This is a genomic window from Bradyrhizobium sp. (assembly GCF_047605465.1).
Classification (GTDB): domain Bacteria; phylum Pseudomonadota; class Alphaproteobacteria; order Rhizobiales; family Xanthobacteraceae; genus Bradyrhizobium.
Genome location: NZ_JASGFS010000045.1, coordinates 1 through 15878, shown reverse-complemented (window position 1 = coordinate 15878; position 15878 = coordinate 1). Strand labels below are relative to the sequence as shown.

General features: G+C 65.7%; 13 protein-coding genes and 2 pseudogenes. 9 read left to right on the top strand and 6 right to left on the bottom strand.

Annotation, left to right across the window (positions count from 1 at the left end; translation table 11 throughout):
- Nucleotides 1-16 precede the first annotated feature (16 nt).
- A complete protein-coding gene (gene aceA, locus QM712_RS26010; RefSeq protein ID WP_415026009.1) occupies nt 17-1327 on the bottom strand; it encodes an isocitrate lyase in 1311 nt (436 codons plus the stop codon).
- Nucleotides 1328-1528: 201 nt separating this feature from the next.
- Here aceA and QM712_RS26005 point away from each other — a divergent pair, with 201 nt between their 5' ends.
- On the top strand, nt 1529-2974 hold the full coding sequence (locus tag QM712_RS26005) for a helix-turn-helix domain-containing protein (RefSeq protein WP_415026008.1): 1446 nt from the start codon (nt 1529-1531) through the stop codon (nt 2972-2974).
- Nucleotides 2975-3065: 91 nt separating this feature from the next.
- On the opposite strand, the gene QM712_RS26000 is transcribed toward QM712_RS26005, so the two are convergent.
- Nucleotides 3066-3425 carry a hypothetical protein gene (locus tag QM712_RS26000; RefSeq protein ID WP_415026007.1) on the bottom strand — a complete coding sequence of 120 codons (360 nt, stop codon included), beginning with the start codon at nt 3423-3425 and terminating at the stop codon, nt 3066-3068.
- Nucleotides 3426-3699: 274 nt separating this feature from the next.
- Between QM712_RS26000 and QM712_RS25995 the strand changes: the two genes are divergently transcribed.
- Entirely contained in the window at nt 3700-4047 is a 348-nt protein-coding gene (locus QM712_RS25995; RefSeq protein ID WP_415026006.1) for a hypothetical protein, read from the top strand.
- A 167-nt stretch (nt 4048-4214) separates the two neighbouring features.
- Here QM712_RS25995 and QM712_RS25990 read toward each other — a convergent pair whose 3' ends face one another.
- Together QM712_RS25990 and htpX are read right to left on the bottom strand one after the other, a co-directional pair.
- The gene (locus QM712_RS25990) at nt 4215-4853 is read right to left on the bottom strand and encodes a tetratricopeptide repeat protein (RefSeq protein ID WP_415026005.1); all 639 of its coding nucleotides are present in this window, start codon (nt 4851-4853) and stop codon (nt 4215-4217) included.
- Nucleotides 4854-5004: 151 nt separating this feature from the next.
- Entirely contained in the window at nt 5005-5937 is a 933-nt protein-coding gene (gene htpX, locus QM712_RS25985; RefSeq protein WP_415026004.1) for a zinc metalloprotease HtpX, read from the bottom strand.
- A 289-nt stretch (nt 5938-6226) separates the two neighbouring features.
- Between htpX and QM712_RS25980 the strand changes: the two genes are divergently transcribed.
- From QM712_RS25980 to QM712_RS25950, 7 genes and pseudogenes are all read left to right on the top strand, one after another.
- Nucleotides 6227-7597 carry an HlyD family secretion protein gene (locus tag QM712_RS25980; protein ID WP_415026003.1) on the top strand — a complete coding sequence of 457 codons (1371 nt, stop codon included), beginning with the start codon at nt 6227-6229 and terminating at the stop codon, nt 7595-7597.
- Nucleotides 7594-9534, top strand: a complete 1941-nt coding sequence (locus QM712_RS25975) for a glycosyltransferase (protein ID WP_415026002.1) — start codon at nt 7594-7596, stop codon at nt 9532-9534. Before QM712_RS25980 ends, QM712_RS25975 begins: the two co-directional genes overlap by 4 nt.
- Before the next feature lie 123 nt (nt 9535-9657).
- Complete coding sequence (locus tag QM712_RS25970; protein WP_415026001.1) at nt 9658-10959, top strand: lytic murein transglycosylase; 1302 nt, start codon at nt 9658-9660, stop codon at nt 10957-10959.
- Between the two features lie 56 nt (nt 10960-11015).
- Nucleotides 11016-11243, top strand: a complete 228-nt coding sequence (locus tag QM712_RS25965) for a hypothetical protein (protein WP_415026000.1) — start codon at nt 11016-11018, stop codon at nt 11241-11243.
- A 28-nt stretch (nt 11244-11271) separates the two neighbouring features.
- Nucleotides 11272-11593, top strand: a pseudogene (locus QM712_RS25960) (DUF1993 family protein).
- Between the two features lie 183 nt (nt 11594-11776).
- Nucleotides 11777-12877, top strand: coding sequence for an alkene reductase (locus QM712_RS25955; RefSeq protein ID WP_415025999.1), 1101 nt, complete (start codon nt 11777-11779; stop codon nt 12875-12877).
- Nucleotides 12878-13111: 234 nt separating this feature from the next.
- Complete coding sequence (locus QM712_RS25950) at nt 13112-13921, top strand: tetratricopeptide repeat protein (protein ID WP_415025998.1); 810 nt, start codon at nt 13112-13114, stop codon at nt 13919-13921.
- Here the strand turns inward: QM712_RS25950 and QM712_RS25945 are convergent.
- Entirely contained in the window at nt 13910-14620 is a 711-nt protein-coding gene (locus QM712_RS25945; protein ID WP_415025997.1) for a hypothetical protein, read from the bottom strand. The two genes, QM712_RS25950 and QM712_RS25945, sit on opposite strands and share 12 nt — an antisense overlap.
- A gap of 150 nt (nt 14621-14770) precedes the next feature.
- Nucleotides 14771-15878: pseudogene (locus tag QM712_RS25940) on the bottom strand (carbohydrate ABC transporter substrate-binding protein); the annotation flags it as partial.

The window sequence follows — 15878 nt, the reverse complement described above, 5'->3', positions numbered from 1 at the left end:
TCTAATGTGGCCGGCCTTACTCAGCCGCCTGAACCTTGATGTCCGGACCGCGAGTCCTGAACTGCGCGGTTTCGGTGGAGTCGTGGAGCGCCGTCGTCGACGACTGGCCGCCCGAGATCGTGGTCGAGACAAGATCGAAGTAGCCGGTGCCGACCTCGCGCTGATGGCGCGTGGCGGAGTAACCGTTCTTCTCCGAGGCGAACTCGGCCTGCTGCAGGCGGGAATAGGCCGCCATGCCTTCGTTCTTGTAGCCGCGGGCCAGCTCGAACATGCCGTGGTTGAGCGAGTGGAAGCCCGCCAGCGTCACGAACTGGAACTTGTAGCCCATGGCCCCGATCTCGCGCTGGAACCTGGCGATGGTGTCCTTGTCGATGTTGGCTTCCCAGTTGAACGAGGGCGAGCAATTGTAGGCCAGCATCTTGTTCGGGAATTCCTTGCGCACCGCCTCGGCGAAGCGCCTGGCGTCGTCGAGGTTCGGGGTCGAGGTCTCCCACCACAGCAGATCGGCGTATTTGGCGAAGGCGAGGCCCCGCTTGATGCAGTGGTCGACACCGGTGCCGGGCTTGAGGCGATAGAAGCCTTCCGCCGTGCGCTCGCCGGTGATGAATTCGCGATCGCGCTCGTCGACATCCGAGGTGATCAGCTTCGCGCTCTCCGCGTCGGTGCGCGCCATCACGAAGGTCGGCGTGCCGCAGACGTCGGCGGCGAGGCGCGCCGCGATCAGGTTGCGTTCATGCGCCGCAGTCGGGATCAGCACCTTGCCGCCCATGTGGCCGCACTTCTTTTCGGACGCGAGCTGGTCCTCGAAGTGAACGCCGGCCGCGCCCGCCTCGATATAGGCCTTCATGATCTCGAACGCGTTGAGCGGACCGCCGAAGCCGGCTTCCGCGTCGGCGACGATCGGCACGAACCAGTCGATCTTGGCGCCGCCCTCCGAATGCTCGATCTGGTCGGCCCGCTGCAGCGCGCGGTTGATGCGGCGGCAGAGCTCGGGGCCGGCATTGGCCGGATAGAGGCTCTGGTCCGGATACATCGCGCCGGCGGTGTTGGCGTCGGCCGCAACCTGCCAGCCCGAGAGATAGATCGCGGGCAGCCCGGCACGCGCCTGCTGCATCGCCTGATTGCCGGTCACGGCACCGAGGGAGTGCACATAAGGCATCTTGTGGAGGGAATCCCACAGGCGGTTGGCGGCGCGCTCGGCCAGCGTATAGGCGATCGGGAACGAGCCGCGGAGCTTCTCCGCCTCGGCCGGGCTGTAGGGGCGCTGAATGCCATCGAAACGGCCCTTCGGCGCGCTCGGAACCAGCTGATCAAAACTCTTCGCCATTGTCCTCTCCATCGACACTTTTGACAATGCATTGCGAAATGCGTGTCAGAAGCTAAACGCGAGAAAGAGAACTTCGTACAGGGGTCTTGTATTTGAATGGTGATGTCATGTAACATCAGAACATGTAACTAATGTAATTTTGTAAATTTTGTAAATTATTAGGTCAGGTAGTCTGTCCTTAACGCCTTCGGAGACCCTGTAATGCCCGCCGATTCCGGGAAGAAACTCTTCGTCGGCCCGCGCTTCCGGCGCATTCGCCAGCAATTGGGGCTGTCACAGACCCAGATCGCCGAAGGGCTCGGCATCTCGCCGAGCTACGTCAACCTGATCGAGCGCAACCAGCGTCCCGTCACCGCGCAGATCCTGCTGCGGCTGGCCGAAACCTATGATCTCGACCTGCGCGACCTCGCCACCGCCGACGAGGACCGCTTCTTCGCCGAACTGAACGAGATCTTCTCCGACCCGCTGTTCCGCCAGATCGACGTGCCCAAGCAGGAGTTGCGCGACCTCGCCGAACTCTGCCCCGGCGTGACGCACGCGCTGCAACGGCTCTATGCGGCCTATACCGAGGCCCGCCAGGGCGAGACGCTGGCCGCCGCCCAGATGGCCGACCGCGACGTCGGCACGCGCTACGAGGCCAACCCGGTCGAACGCGTGCGCGAGCTGATCGAGGCCAACCGCAACTATTTTCCGGAGCTCGAGCAGACCGCCGAGACCCTGCGGGACGAGCTGAACGTGCCCGCCGAAGGGCTCTACGCGGCGCTCTCCGCGCGGCTGCGCGAGAAGCACTCGATCCAGACCCGGATCATGCCGGTCGACGTGATGCGCGAGACGTTGCGGCGCTTCGACCGGCATCGCCGCCAGCTGCTGATCTCGGAGCTGGTCGACCTGCCCGGCCGCGCATTCCAGCTCGCCTTTCAGCTCGGCCTCGGCGAATGCGCGCAACATCTGGAAACCATCATCGGCCGCTCCGGCCCGCTGGACGAGGCGCCGCGGCGCCTCTTCCGCATCACGCTGGGTAATTACTTCGCCGCCGCGGTGATGATGCCCTATCCGGCTTTCCTCGCCGCCGCGGAGGCCCTGAACTACGACATCCACGTGCTGGCGCAGCGCTTCAATGCGGGCTTCGAACAGGTCTGCCACCGGCTGACCACCCTGCAGCGCCCGAATGCGCGCGGCATCCCGTTCTTCCTGCTGCGCGTCGACAATGCCGGCAACGTGTCGAAGCGCTTCTCGTCCGGCACCTTCCCGTTCTCCAAGTTCGGCGGCACCTGCCCGTTGTGGAACGTGCATTCGACCTTCGACACGCCGGACCGGCTGCTGAAACAGGTGATCGAGCTGTCCGACGGCACACGCTATTTCTCGATCGCGCAGATGGTCCGCCGGCCGGTGGCGCCGCATCCCCTGCCGCAGCCGCGCTTCGCCATCGGCCTCGGATGCGAGATTCGTCACGCCGCACGGCTCGCCTACGCCGCCGGCATGGACCCGGAGAGAACGGAAGGCACGCCGATCGGCGTCAATTGCCGGCTCTGCGAACGCGAGAACTGCGCCCAGCGTGCCGAGCCGCCGATCACGCGCACGCTGATCCTGGACGAGACGACGCGCCGCGTCAGCTCGTTCGCGTTCTCGAATGCACGGGAATTGTGAGGGGATTTGCGGATCGTCGCGGTCGGCCTGACCGAGACGCGTCCTTGGAAAGAGAGGGAGCCCCTCCAGCGAGGAGCTCCCGGGTATTTTGCTAGAAGCAGCGGCGGACGTGGCGCACGACGACGCGGCCGCTCGGACGAATATCCCTGACCACAACGGTGCGGCAGTGCATCTGGTTGTAGGCGCGGTGGGGGTTGTGATGCCGATATTGCGAATGATGATGCCGATGCCCGTCCTTGATCACGATGCGCTCGGCGAGTGCGGGGCCGGCAAACAGAAGCGATGCGGCGGCGGCTCCGAACAGAAGTTTCTTCATTTCAGACTTGGTCTCCGATGGGTCAGTTAACTCAGACCAATCGCCGATGCCCTGCTGCAGTTCCGTGCTATGCCGATTTGCCGCAGGCTTCGATCCGAAACATCCGTCACCGCGACGGCCTGCGGGATCGGACATGATCGCGTCGACAGGCAGCCTCACGCAGTCTTGCGGCACAGGAGATCGACGACGGAGACGCGCCGGCCGCTCCGCTCGGCGGCGACGACCCCGCTGCCCGCGATCTCGGCCGCCGGGCCCGAACCAGGCGGAAAGACGCGCACAACGCGGCCTTTTCATTTTGTAAACCGGAAGATTGCAATCGCGGTGCGTCCGGAATTGCCAAGGTGGGGCCTGATCTGCATAGTCCCGCGCACCGATTTGGTGTGACTGTTTTCGAAGGGGAAAGAACAACATGGCGGACGCCGACCTGGATGTCGTGATCCGGCAACTGGCCAGACAACTGCATACGGGCCTGATGACCCGCGCCAAGGAGCGGCGGGATCGCTTCAACGGTCTTGCAGCCAAGGCCAAGGGCAAGGAAAGCCGCGACCGCTTCAAGATGATGGCCAAGGCCACCATGGATCAGGCCACCTCCGCCGCCCGGCGCCTCCAGATGTCCGCCGACAACGTCGCCGACAGCTATGCGCGGTCGATGCGGCTTGCCGCAAGCGCGCCGGTCGTGGAGAAGGCCGAGAAGGCGCCCGCAAAGGAGAAGCCGGCCAAGGCGAAGAACGCCAAGAAGACGAAGCAGGCGAAATAAGCGCCTCCTTCCCACTTCCCTGCACAGGGCAGTCGCGCCTGAAGATGTAACAGAGGTCGTCATGCCCGGGCTTGTCCCGGGCATCCACGTTCTTGGTCGTCGGGCAAGGTGGCCCGTGGCCGCTTCGCCCGCAGGCGCGACACATCCCGGGATAGAGGCGGCCCCCGCTACCGCGGCATGGAGACGGGAGCGGACTCCTCACTCGACAGCTCGGCGAGCTTCGCGCGCGCCGCCTCGTGCTGTCGGCCGTCCTTGCCGGCCGGCAATGTCAGCACCGCTTCGAAATCGGCCCGCGCATCGTCGGCCTGCCCGCGCGCGAGGAGCGCCAGGCCGCGGTCGAGGCGGGCCTGCGCATCCGACGGGTCGAGGCGGATCGCCGTGTTGTAGCTCAGGATTGCCCGGTCGAGATCGCCGCTGGCCGCGAGCGCAAGGCCGCGCTCGTGATAGGGCGTGGCGAGCCGGGGGTCGTGCGCAATCGCCTGGTCGTAATCGTCGATGGCAAGCTCGATCTCGCCATTGCGCCTGTGCGCCCGGGCGCGGTCGCGATAGAGCGACGCACGATTGGGATTGAGATGGATGGCCTCGTTGAAATCGGCGATGGCCCGCTGCCAGTCGCCATGGCGCAGCGCGATGCGTCCCCGCCCCTCATAGGCGAAGGCGATCAGCGGCCCGCGGAAGGGGCTGAAGCCGATCACGGCCGAACAGATGTCTGGCTCGTCCTCGTCACCACAATTGACGACCGTATGCGTCGACAGGCCGACGAGCACGCCCAGAACGATCAGGAATGGCACGGCAGCTTTGGTCATGTTCGACGGCGGCCGGCATCAAGCCGGCCACGCATCCCCTTTCGAAAGAACGGTCAGGCACCCGTGTTAGCACCGGGCCGGACGATCCTTTGTGCGCCAGCTCACAAAGCCGGCGGCAATTTCCGAAAGAGCCGGGACTGAGGCTTGCGCCTCATCCCCACGGGCCGCGTGAGGACGAGCGGCCCCAGGGCCCGCGCGGCGGAGTGTTCTCGTTGGCGCCGACCGACGGCGCCGCATGCGCGCCGAGTTCGGCTGCGAGCTGCTGGAGCGCCGCGATGCGGTTCTGCGTCGAAGGATGGGTGGCGAAGAGGCTGTCCACGCCATGTCCCGACAGCGGATTGATGATGAACATGTGCGCGGTCGCCGGATTTCTCTCCGCCTCCATATTGGGCACCTGATGCGCGGCGTTCTCGATCTTCACCAGCGCCGACGCCAGCCACATCGGCTGGCCGGCGATGCGCGCGCCGAGATTGTCGGCGGCGTATTCTCGGGTGCGGCTGATCGCCATCTGCACCAGCATGGCGCCGAGCGGCGCGAGGATCATCATCAGGATCGAGCCGACGATGCCGGGACCGTTGTTGCCGCGATTGCCGCCGAAGAACATGCCGAACTGCGCGAGCATGGAGATCGCGCCGGCGATCGTCGCGGTGATGGTCATCAGCAGCGTATCGTGGTTCCTGATATGCGCGAGCTCGTGCGCGATCACGCCGGCAAGCTCCTCGCGGCTGAGCTGGCGCATCAATCCCGTGGTCACGGCGACCGCCGCGTTCTGCGGATTGCGTCCCGTCGCGAACGCGTTGGGCTGCGCCTCGTCCATGAGAAACACGCGCGGCATCGGCAGCCCGGCGCGGCCCGCGAGCTCGGCGACGAGACCGACGAGCTCCGGCGCCGTCGAGCGGTCGACCTCGTGGGCACCGTACATCGACAGCACCATGCGATCGGAGTTCCAGTACGCGAAGAGATTGGTCGCGGCCGCAACGACGAGCGCGATCATCGCGCCGGAGGCGCCACCGATCAGGTAGCCCACGCCCATGAACAGGGCTGTGAGACCCGCAAGAAGCATTGCGGTGCGGAAGTAGTTCATACCTATCTCCCAAGGGCATCCAAGGGCGGCCGGACCTTGGCCCGGCAGCCTCCACCTATGGACGCCGACAGCGCGCGCAAGATGATGCGTCGCGGAGCCGCAGACACGCGGCGCGATGCCGGCCCCTCCATCATAGCTAAAGTTTGATCTGGATTTGCACAAAACCCCGTGCAGACGCTTAGCAGCTTGGAAAGCGCGGCTTCGGCTTAATCCGCGGTAACCGGGCACGCCGCGCAGCCCTCGCGCATTGTCCGGTTCCGTTGGCATCCCGTCTTCCAAGGTGACCGTCATGATGGACCGCTCGCGCGCCGCTTCCGTCGACTCCGCTTCCACGCCCTCCCCGCACGACGCCAGGAGCGACAGCAAGACTGAAGCGAAGACTGATGCCAAGGGATTGCAGGACGCGCTGCACGAACAGCTCTTCGCCAATGACGAGCCGGGCCTCGCGCCCGAGACGCAGCCGGTGCCGGAATCGGGACGGCGCTGGCCGCGCCTGCGCCGTGGCGCCAAGATCGCCATCGGACTAGCCATCATTGCCGTGTTTGGCTGGCTGCCATTACGCGCGGTCTGGGAGAATTCGAGCGTCGAGGCCGTGCTGAACTCCCGTATCGTGACCCTGCGTACGCCGATCGGCGGACGCGTGGCGGCTGCCCAGCGCATCTCCGATCAGGCCAAGCTCGACGCCGGGACCGTGATCCTGCGTGTCGTGAACTCGCGCGGCGATCGTACCCGTCTCGACGATCTCCGGCGGCAGAAATCGCGTCTGGAGAACGAGCGGCCGAGCCTCGCCACCAAGCTCGCCGCGGCGCAGGCGTCGCAAAAGGATCTGGCGCGGCAGGCGGCGCAATTCCGCGAAGGACGCGTGCTCCAGCTCGAAGCTCGCATCGCGGAAATCCAGACCTCGATCGAAGCCGCGGCCGCGCGCCGGGACGAGGCCAGCGCCGCCGTCGACCGCGCATCGTCACTGGCGAAATCCGGCAACGTCTCGACGGTCGAACTGGCGCGACTGACGCGTGAGCTCTCCGTCTCGCAGCAGACCGAGCTCGGCGCGCGCAAGCGCCTCGACGCCGCCAAGGTCGAGCTCGCGGCCGCCCAGAACGGCTCGTTCCTCGGCGACAGCTATAACGACCGCCCGAGTTCGGTACAGCGCGAGGAAGAGATGCGCCAGCGTGCCGGCGATCTCGAGGCCGATCTCGCGCGCACCGACACGGAGATCGCCTGGCTCGCCAACGAGATCATCACCGAAGAAGTCCGCTTCGCCGACCTGTCCGAAGCCAACATCACGACGCCGGTCGCTGGACGCGTCTGGGAAATGATGACCTCTCCGGGCGAAGACGTGCAGGCCGGCCAACCGCTGCTCAAGGTGCTCGATTGCAGCGGCGCGGTCATCACCGCCAACGTCACCGAAAGCGTCTACAACCGCCTGCAGCTCGGCGACCACGCTACCTTCGAGCCGAACGACGGCGGAGAGCGGATTTCCGGCACCGTGGTCAACCTCACCGGCGCGGCCGGCGCGCCGGCCAATCTCGCCATCAATCCGGATGCGCTGAACAAGGAGCCATACCGCGTGACCGTCGCACTTCGCGATGCCGCAGCCCAGACCTGCACCGTGGGACGCACCGGCCGCGTCGTGTTCGACCGTCACGGGACCGTGCAATGATGGCGGCACTGACGCCCGGGCTCATCGTGCTCGGCGCCTTCATGGCGATCGTGCCGCTGCTCAGGCGCGACAGCACGATGGCGCGCTCGTTCCTCGCGATCGTGTCGCTGGTTTTCCTGCTCCGCTATCTCTACTGGCGGATGACCGCGACATTGCCTCCGCCCCATCTGACCGCGGACACCGTGATCGGCTATCCTTTCATGCTGCTCGAGGTCACCTCGCTCGTCGCGGTGGCACTGTCCCTGCTGTTCCTGAGCCGGACGATCGACCGCACCGGCGCGGCCAGGATCGACGGCCGCGCCACCGACCCGCACGCGCCGCCGATCGACGTCTTCATCTGCACCTACAACGAGGAGCGATCGATCCTCGAACGCACGATCATCGGCGCGACCGGCATGGAGTACGGCAATTACCGCGTATGGGTGCTGGACGACGGCCGACGCCCCTGGCTGCGGCGGCTCGCCGGCGAACTCGGCTGCGAATACCTGACCCGGCCCGACAACCGCCATGCCAAGGCCGGCAACATCAACCACGCCCTCGCGCATGTCGGTGAACTGCCGCAGCCGCCGGCCTTCGTCGCCATCCTCGATGCCGACTTCGTGCCGCGCCCGGACTTCCTCGCGCGCACGGTCTCCCTGATGGATGATGCGTCGGTCGGCGTGGTGCAGACGCCGCAGCACTTCGTCAATCCGGATCCGATCCAGACCAATCTCGCCGCAACCGACGTCTGGCCGGACGAGCAGCGATTCTTCTTCGATATCCTGCTGCCGGCGAAGGACGCCTGGGGCGTCGCCTTCTGCTGCGGCACCTCGTCGCTCATCCGCTACCCCGGCTTGATGCGGATCGGCGGATTTCCGACGGACTCGGTGACCGAAGACTATCTCGTCACCCTTCGCCTGAAGGAATACGGGCTCAACACGGTCTATCTCAACGAGCGATTGACGATCGGGCTCGCGCCCGAAGGGCTGAAGGAATACATCACACAGCGCGCCCGCTGGTGCCTCGGCTTCATGCAGATCGTGCGTGGGCGCAGCGGACCGTTCTCGCGGAATTCGAAACTCTCCTTCGTCGACCGCCTCTCGCTGATCGATTCCTTCATGGGCTGGAGCGTGGTCTACGCTTCGAAGGTGGCCGGCCTGATCGTGCCCTGGCTGTTCCTGCTGTTCGGGATCAAGGCCGTCCAGGCCGACCTCATCGAGCTGCTGCGCTTCTTCCTGCCGTTCTATGTCTGGCACAGCCTCAGCATGGCGTGGCTGTCGCGCGGCCGTTCGCTGGCCATGATGACGGACGTATCGCAGCTCATCGCCGCGCCTGCGATACTCAAGGCGGTCGCGACCGGCCTGTCCAAACCGCAGGGACACAAGTTCAAGGTCACGGCGAAGGGCGGCGACCGCGACCGGAGATTCGTCGAATGGCCGCTGCTGCGGCTCTACGGCAGCGCGCTACTGATCACGCTTGCGGCGATCGGCTATGCCTTCATCCTGCACCTGCGCGGCGAGAACATCGCCTATGGCGGGCTGGCGCTCGCCTGGAGCCTCTACAACGCCTTGATCCTCACAGTGGTCTGCTTCGTCTGCATCGAGCAGCCGCGCAAGCGCAAGGCGGAGCGCTTCGACCGCAACGAGCCGATCCTGCTGCGCCACGACGGCAAATCGCATCTCGCACGGCTCGCCGATATCTCGATCACCGGCGCGCGGCTGATCGATCCCGATCCGCCGGCACTCGGCAGCACGGTCGAATGCCGCATCTATGGCCGCTCGATCGCCGCGACGGTGGTGCGTCGGACCACCGACGGCTTCGCGGTGCGCTTCGAGGAGGGCATGGACACGCGCGTGCATGCGATCAGGGCGTTCTATGCGGGCGAGTATGTACGAGCCTATCGGGGCGTCAGGGCACTTCCGGTCGGAAAAGCGCTGCTGATGCGGTTGTTCGGATAGGCCGGCGCGACATCCGTTCGCTCGTGTTCCCCGCGCTTCCGTGGCATGGAAAGGATGGCCTGAGGCCGTCACTTCACCTAGACTTCGGCCGAATCCATCGCCCCCCTCCCTGCCGGAACTTTCATGCTCAAGACCCGATTTCCGATCGCGGCCGCCGCGCTCCTCGCATGCTCCGCCACGGCCTTTGCCCAGTCGGCGCCGCCGCCGGCAAGGCCCGCGGCACCCAGGGCCACCGCGCCTTCGCCGCGCGCGGCTTCCTGCCACAACGGCGCGAACTTCGATCGCTTCCTGGCAGAGGTCAAGCAACAGGCGGTTGCCGCCGGCGTCTCGCAGCGGACGATCGCGGAGGCCTCGCCCTACCTCGTCTACGACCAGGGCATCGTCAATCGCGACCGTGGCCAACGCGTGTTCGGCCAGCTTTTCACCGAATTCGCCGGCCGCATGGCCGCGCCCTATCGCATGCAGAACGGCCAGCAGCACATCAAGAAACATGCAGCCGCATTTGCGCGTGCCGAAAAGGAGTATGGCGTCCCGCCGGCGGTGATCGCCGCGTTCTGGGGGCTGGAGAGCGACTTCGGCGTGAACATGGGCAATCTGCCGACGCTGAAATCGCTGGTGTCGCTGGCCTATGACTGCCGCCGCTCCGAGATGTTCGTGAACGAGACCATCGCGGCGCTGAAGATCATCGACCGCGGCGATCTCACACCCGACGAGATGATCGGCTCATGGGCCGGCGAGCTCGGCCAGACGCAATTCCTGCCGACGCATTACGTCAACTATGCCGTCGACTATGACGGCGACGGCCGCCGCGACCTGCTGCGCTCGGAGGCCGACGTGATCGGCTCGACGGCGAACTACATCGCCAACGGATTGAAGTGGCGGCGCGGCGAACCATGGCTGGAAGAGATCAAGGTGCCGTCCAACCTGCCGTGGGACCAGACCGACCTCAGCGTGCAGCAGCCGCGATCGAAATGGGCGCAATTGGGCGTCAGCTATCCCGATGGCCGTCCGCTGCCGAACGACAATCTCGCCGCCTCGGTGCTGCTGCCGATGGGCCGCAACGGCCCGGCCTTCATGGCCTATCCGAACTTCGCGGCCTACACCGAATGGAACAACTCGCTGATCTATTCGACCACGGCCGGATACCTCGCGTCCCGCATCGCCGGCGCGGCCCCGATGCGCAAACCATCCGCACCGGTCGCGCAACTGCCGTTCAACGAGCTGAAGGAATTGCAGCAGTTGCTCGTGCGCGCGGGCTTCAATGTCGGCAAGATCGACGGCGTGCTGGGACAGCAGAGCCGCGCAGCCGTGAAGGCGATGCAGATCAAATACGGCCTGCCCGCCGATTCCTGGCCGACCGCCGAACTGCTCGCCCGCATGCGCGGGGGCACGGCGCAGGCACAGCCCCAGGCGACCGTGCGGTAGGGGGTGGCCCACTCTCGATGATGCCAGGCCGCCGGGTCTCGCCTTCGGCGAGCCCGATGACGGCTCCGGCGGGGGCATCCGATACGCCGCAGCTCATCGAGGCGATCACCGCCGTCCGGGAATACTGCATCGCCTGGTCGCGCCGGGCGATGATGGCGGTGCGTGTGGGGGTCGACGATGTCAGCCCCACATCAATTCCTTGGAATTTTCGCACTGCCAGGGGCATTTTCACGATTGTATTTTGCCATGCCGCTCCCATGTCTGGAGCTCAGGTTTTCTCCTGACATCCTCCATCATCGAAGCGAGCATCACATGTCCTTTTACGACGCCGTCGTCCCCGCCTATCTGCAGATGCTGAACAGCCTGACCGGACTGCTCACCAAGGCCGAGGCGCATTGCGCTGGCGAAGACCATCGACTATGTGAAATCGTTCAAGCCCGAGCAGTTCGAGGGCGCGGACGCCAAGGACGTCACCTTCCCCGCCGGTCCGGACAAATCCATCACCATGAAGGGGCAGCAATTCCTGAGCTCGTTCTCGCTGCCGAACTTCTATTTCCACGCCGCGACCGCCCACGGCATCCTCCGCCACAACGGCATCGAGATCGGCAAGCGCGACTTCCTCGGGGCCAACTGAGATCGTCCGGTTCGCACGGTCGCGGCGGAGGTCGAACCTGTCGCCGCGGCCGGAATTGCACATGAATTATGCTATGCCCGCGCCTGCGGGCAGCCCGGCTGCACTTTCGACATGGCTGCTCCCTTGCGCGTTGCGCCGCGATGCACAAGTGTTGCGTACCTCTCACCGCTGGAAAGCAAACCTATGAGCCGTCCGACGAAATTGTTTGAGCCCTACAAGCTCGGCCCGATCACGCTGGCGAACCGCTTCGTGATGGCGCCGCTGACGCGCAACCGCGCCGCGCCCGGCACCTTCGTGCCGAGCCCGCTGGCCGCCGACTATTATGGTCAGCGCGCGTCCGCAGGCCTGCTCGTCACCGAAGCGAGCCAGATCTCGCAGCAGGGCCAGGGCTATCAGGACACGCCCGGCATCTATTCCAAGGACCAGGTCGCGGGCTGGCGCAAGATCACGGACCGCGTGCATGAGCGTGGCGGAAAGATCTACATCCAGCTCTGGCATGTCGGTCGCATCTCGCATGTAGCGCTGCAGGCCAACGGCGCGGCCCCGGTGGCGCCGAGCGCGATCCGCGCCAAGGGCAAGACTTTCGTCAACGGCACCTTCGCCGACGTCTCCGAGCCGCGTGCGCTCGAGCTCTCCGAAATTCCCGGGATCATCGACGACTTCAAGCGCGCGACGCGCAATGCGCTGGAGGCCGGCTTCGACGGCGTCGAGATCCACGGCGCGAACGGCTACCTGCTCGACCAGTTCGCCAAGGACGGCGCCAACAAGCGCACCGACGCCTATGGCGGCTCCATCGAGAACCGGGCGAAGCTGACACTTGAGGTCTCCAAGGCGATTGCCGCCGAAGCCGGCGCTGACCGCACCGGTATCCGCATCTCCCCGGTGACGCCGGCGAACGACATCGCCGATTCCAATCCGCAGGCGTTGTTCGACTACATCGTCGACGGCCTCAACGCGCTCAAGCTCGTCTATCTCCACGTCGTCGAGGGCGCCACGGGCGGACCGCGCGATTTCGCGCCGTTCGACTATGCGAGCCTGCGCAAGCGCTTCTCCGGCACCTACATCGCCAACAACGGTTACGATTTCGACCTCGCGACCAAGGTGCTGGATGCCGGCGCGGCCGATCTGATCGCGTTCGGCAAGCCGTTCATCTCCAACCCCGACCTCGTCGAACGGCTGAAGAAGGGCGCGGCGCTGAACGACTGGGACAAGAACACGTTCTACGGCGGCGGCGCCAAGGGCTACACGGACTACCCGACGCTGGCGGCCGAGCCGGCGGAGTGATTTTTCTTCTCCCTCTCCCCGCTTGCGGGGAGAGGGAGAGTCTCCGCAGGAACGGGAGCAATTGAGTTCGCGGCGAGTCCCCCCTCACCCGACGGCTTCGCGATCGACCTCGCCGCGCCAGCGGGGCGAAGTCAGAAACAACAAAGGCCGGGATCGCTCCCGGCCTTTGTTGTTGGCCACCACAAGTCGTCGCCCCTTATTGCCGCGTCATCGCATCCTTGCTCTAATGCGGCGATGGATGACACCGCCGAGCAGCTCGTTCGCCGCGCCACGGCAGCGTTCAACGCAGGCCGTCCCGATGAAGCGCGGACACTTTGCGAACGGGGCCTCGCGCGGGAGCCCGGCGACCCGATGCTGCATCATCTGCTGGCAGCCATCCTGTTTTCACGAAACGAGACCGCGCCGGCCGAGCTGCACATCGCGGCAAGCCTGGCGAAGCGTCCCGCCAACGCCGCGGCGCGGCTGCTCGCCGCCCGCATCGCGCGCGCCGAAGGGAAGTTTGAGGCCGCGATCGCGCATCTCGATGCCGCGATCGCCATCAACCCGCAACGCGAGATCTTCGTCGAGAAGGCCCGCACACTCGATCTCGCCGGCCTGAGGCCGCAGGCGCGCGAGGCTTGGCATGCAATCCTCAAGGTGATCCCGCGCCATCACGAGGCCGCGGCACGGCTCGGGCGAATGGCCTGGGAAGACGGCGATCCCGCGACCGCTGCGCGCCTGCTCGAACAGGCCACCACGGCGGAGGCACCGGCGTCGGTGTGGTTCGATCTCGGCCTCGCACGGCAGGATCTGCGCGACCACGACGGCGCGGCGAGCGCCTACCGCAAGGCGTTCGAGATCAAGCCGGATCATGCCGAAGCCGCGCTCAACCTCGGCATCTGCCTGCAGGAGGGCGGACAAATCGACGACGCCATGCGCGCCTTTGCGCGGGCCTATCGCCTCCGGCCGCAACTGTTCGGCGGCATCGCGATGGCGTTGACCTCGGCGCCCCACGGCCGGCTGTGGCTCGACGAGGACGCGCTGCGCCGGGCGCTAGGTCGTTAGGCGTCCGCGCTTCGCCCGGAAATGCTTCCGGTAGACATTGGGTGCGGCCAGCACCTCGGACACGACTTTCTCGTAGGACTGCTGGTGGGCCTCGTCGAAGGCCTCGAACACGAGCTCGGGCGCCTCGCGGGGCACCGCGAAGCACTGCGCGATCGGCGTGCCCTTCTCGAGGACGCCGGAGAAATCGGGCTGCGTCCAGACCGCCGGGAAATTGATGCCGCCGTCGTGAAACCGGTCGGCGTCGACCAGCCCCGACACGAGACGGAACGGCAGGTCGTCGCGATTGACGGGATGCGTCGCGAACAACGACCAGCCGGCGTCGAGTTCGATGGTCCAGAAACTGTTGAACTTGATCGCGGACCGTCCATTCGCGAACGGCGCCGCGGCGAATTGGGACGCGGGGTGAAAACTCAGCGGCGCGCGGGGATGCCCGGACGTCGCCGGCTCGGGAATGTCCCAATCCCATGAGAAGGTCCCGGCCTCGACCCTGATGTCGCACGGCAGCGGAATCATGACCCCGTGAGCCATCGCATCAACGAACGGCGGACATTGCTTGACCGTGCGTATGTCGCGACCGTGGATGTCGGAATGCGCCTTCGCCGGCATCGCGCGCAGCCAATCGGGCAGCGCCGTGCGGGCCGGAAAAGGCCGCAGCAGATGGCCGGCCAGGCTGGGATCGCAGCGGAAAGTCATGCGCATGGCGAAGCCTCGCTTCGGAAGATGACCCCACCAATTCAGATCACGGCAATCGATAAGGCAAGAGGCCGATACGACAAAAGGCCGGGATCGCTCCCGGCCTCCTGATCTCACGGTGGCCGGGACGAGCCCGGCCACGTTGGCTTTCGCGAATTACTTCGCTTCGGCGCGCTTCGGCGGGCTCGCCGGCCACGACTTGATCAGCGTGTCGTAGTCGACGGTCTCGCCCTTCGGCTTCTCGTTCGCGAGCTTGCGCTGCGGAGCGATGTTGCCGTCCTTGGCCGACTTGTCGTACCAGTACTCGGCCGTCTTCTTCGGGTTGAGCTTCGGACCGCAGGCACCCTGCACACCCGACTTCTCGAGACGCTCCATCACCGAGTCCTGAGCGGCTGCCAGCGCATCCATCGCCGCCTGCGGCGTCTTCGCACCGGACGACGCATCGCCGATGTTCTGCCACCAGAGCTGAGCAAGCTTCGGATAGTCAGGCACGTTGTTGCCGGTCGGGGTCCACTGCACGCGCGCGGGCGAGCGGTAGAACTCGATCAGGCCGCCGAGCTTCGGCGCACGCTCCGTGAACGACTTGTCCCATATGTCGGATTCACGGATGAAGGTGAGACCGACATGGCTCTTCTTCAAGCTGACCGTCTTGGAGACGATGAACTGCTGATAGAGCCAGGCCGCCTTGCGACGGTCGACCGGGGTCGACTTCAGAAGCGTGAGCGAGCCCACGTCCTGATAGCCGAGCTTCATGCCGTCCTTCCAGTACGCGCCGTGCGGCGACGGGGCCATACGCCACTTCGGCGTACCGTCCGCGTTCATCACCGGCAGGCCGGGCTTCACCATGTCGGCGGTGAAGGCGGTGTACCAGAAGATCTGCTGGGCGATATTGCCCTGCGACGGCACCGGGCCCGACTCGGAGAAGGTCATGCCCTGCGCCTGCGGCGGAGCATACTTCTTCATCCAGTCGAGATACTTGACGATCGAGTAAACCGCCGCCGGGCCGTTGACGTCGCCGCCACGCTCGACGGAGGAGCCGACGGGACGGCAGCCTTCCATGCGGATGCCCCACTCGTCGACCGGCAGACCGTTCGGAATGCCCTTGTCACCGTTACCGGCCATCGACAGCCAGGCGTCGGTGAAACGCCATCCGAGCGACGGGTCCTTCTTGCCATAGTCCATATGGCCGTAGACCTTGACGCCGTTGATCTCCTTGATGTCGTTGGTGAAGAACTCGGCGATGTCCTCATAGGCCGACCAGTTC

What these genes read in the sequence shown, in the direction of transcription:
- aceA (WP_415026009.1), bottom strand. Translation starts at nt 1,327, where the DNA reads ATGGCGAAGAGTTTTGATCAGCTGGTTCCGAGCGCGCCGAAGGGCCGT.
- QM712_RS26005 (WP_415026008.1), top strand. Translation starts at nt 1,529, where the DNA reads ATGCCCGCCGATTCCGGGAAGAAACTCTTCGTCGGCCCGCGCTTCCGG.
- QM712_RS26000 (WP_415026007.1), bottom strand. Translation starts at nt 3,425, where the DNA reads ATGTCCGATCCCGCAGGCCGTCGCGGTGACGGATGTTTCGGATCGAAG.
- QM712_RS25995 (WP_415026006.1), top strand. Translation starts at nt 3,700, where the DNA reads ATGGCGGACGCCGACCTGGATGTCGTGATCCGGCAACTGGCCAGACAA.
- QM712_RS25990 (WP_415026005.1), bottom strand. Translation starts at nt 4,853, where the DNA reads ATGACCAAAGCTGCCGTGCCATTCCTGATCGTTCTGGGCGTGCTCGTC.
- htpX (WP_415026004.1), bottom strand. Translation starts at nt 5,937, where the DNA reads ATGAACTACTTCCGCACCGCAATGCTTCTTGCGGGTCTCACAGCCCTG.
- QM712_RS25980 (WP_415026003.1), top strand. Translation starts at nt 6,227, where the DNA reads ATGATGGACCGCTCGCGCGCCGCTTCCGTCGACTCCGCTTCCACGCCC.
- QM712_RS25975 (WP_415026002.1), top strand. Translation starts at nt 7,594, where the DNA reads ATGATGGCGGCACTGACGCCCGGGCTCATCGTGCTCGGCGCCTTCATG.
- QM712_RS25970 (WP_415026001.1), top strand. Translation starts at nt 9,658, where the DNA reads ATGCTCAAGACCCGATTTCCGATCGCGGCCGCCGCGCTCCTCGCATGC.
- QM712_RS25965 (WP_415026000.1), top strand. Translation starts at nt 11,016, where the DNA reads ATGACGGCTCCGGCGGGGGCATCCGATACGCCGCAGCTCATCGAGGCG.
- QM712_RS25955 (WP_415025999.1), top strand. Translation starts at nt 11,777, where the DNA reads ATGAGCCGTCCGACGAAATTGTTTGAGCCCTACAAGCTCGGCCCGATC.
- QM712_RS25950 (WP_415025998.1), top strand. Translation starts at nt 13,112, where the DNA reads ATGGATGACACCGCCGAGCAGCTCGTTCGCCGCGCCACGGCAGCGTTC.
- QM712_RS25945 (WP_415025997.1), bottom strand. Translation starts at nt 14,620, where the DNA reads ATGCGCATGACTTTCCGCTGCGATCCCAGCCTGGCCGGCCATCTGCTG.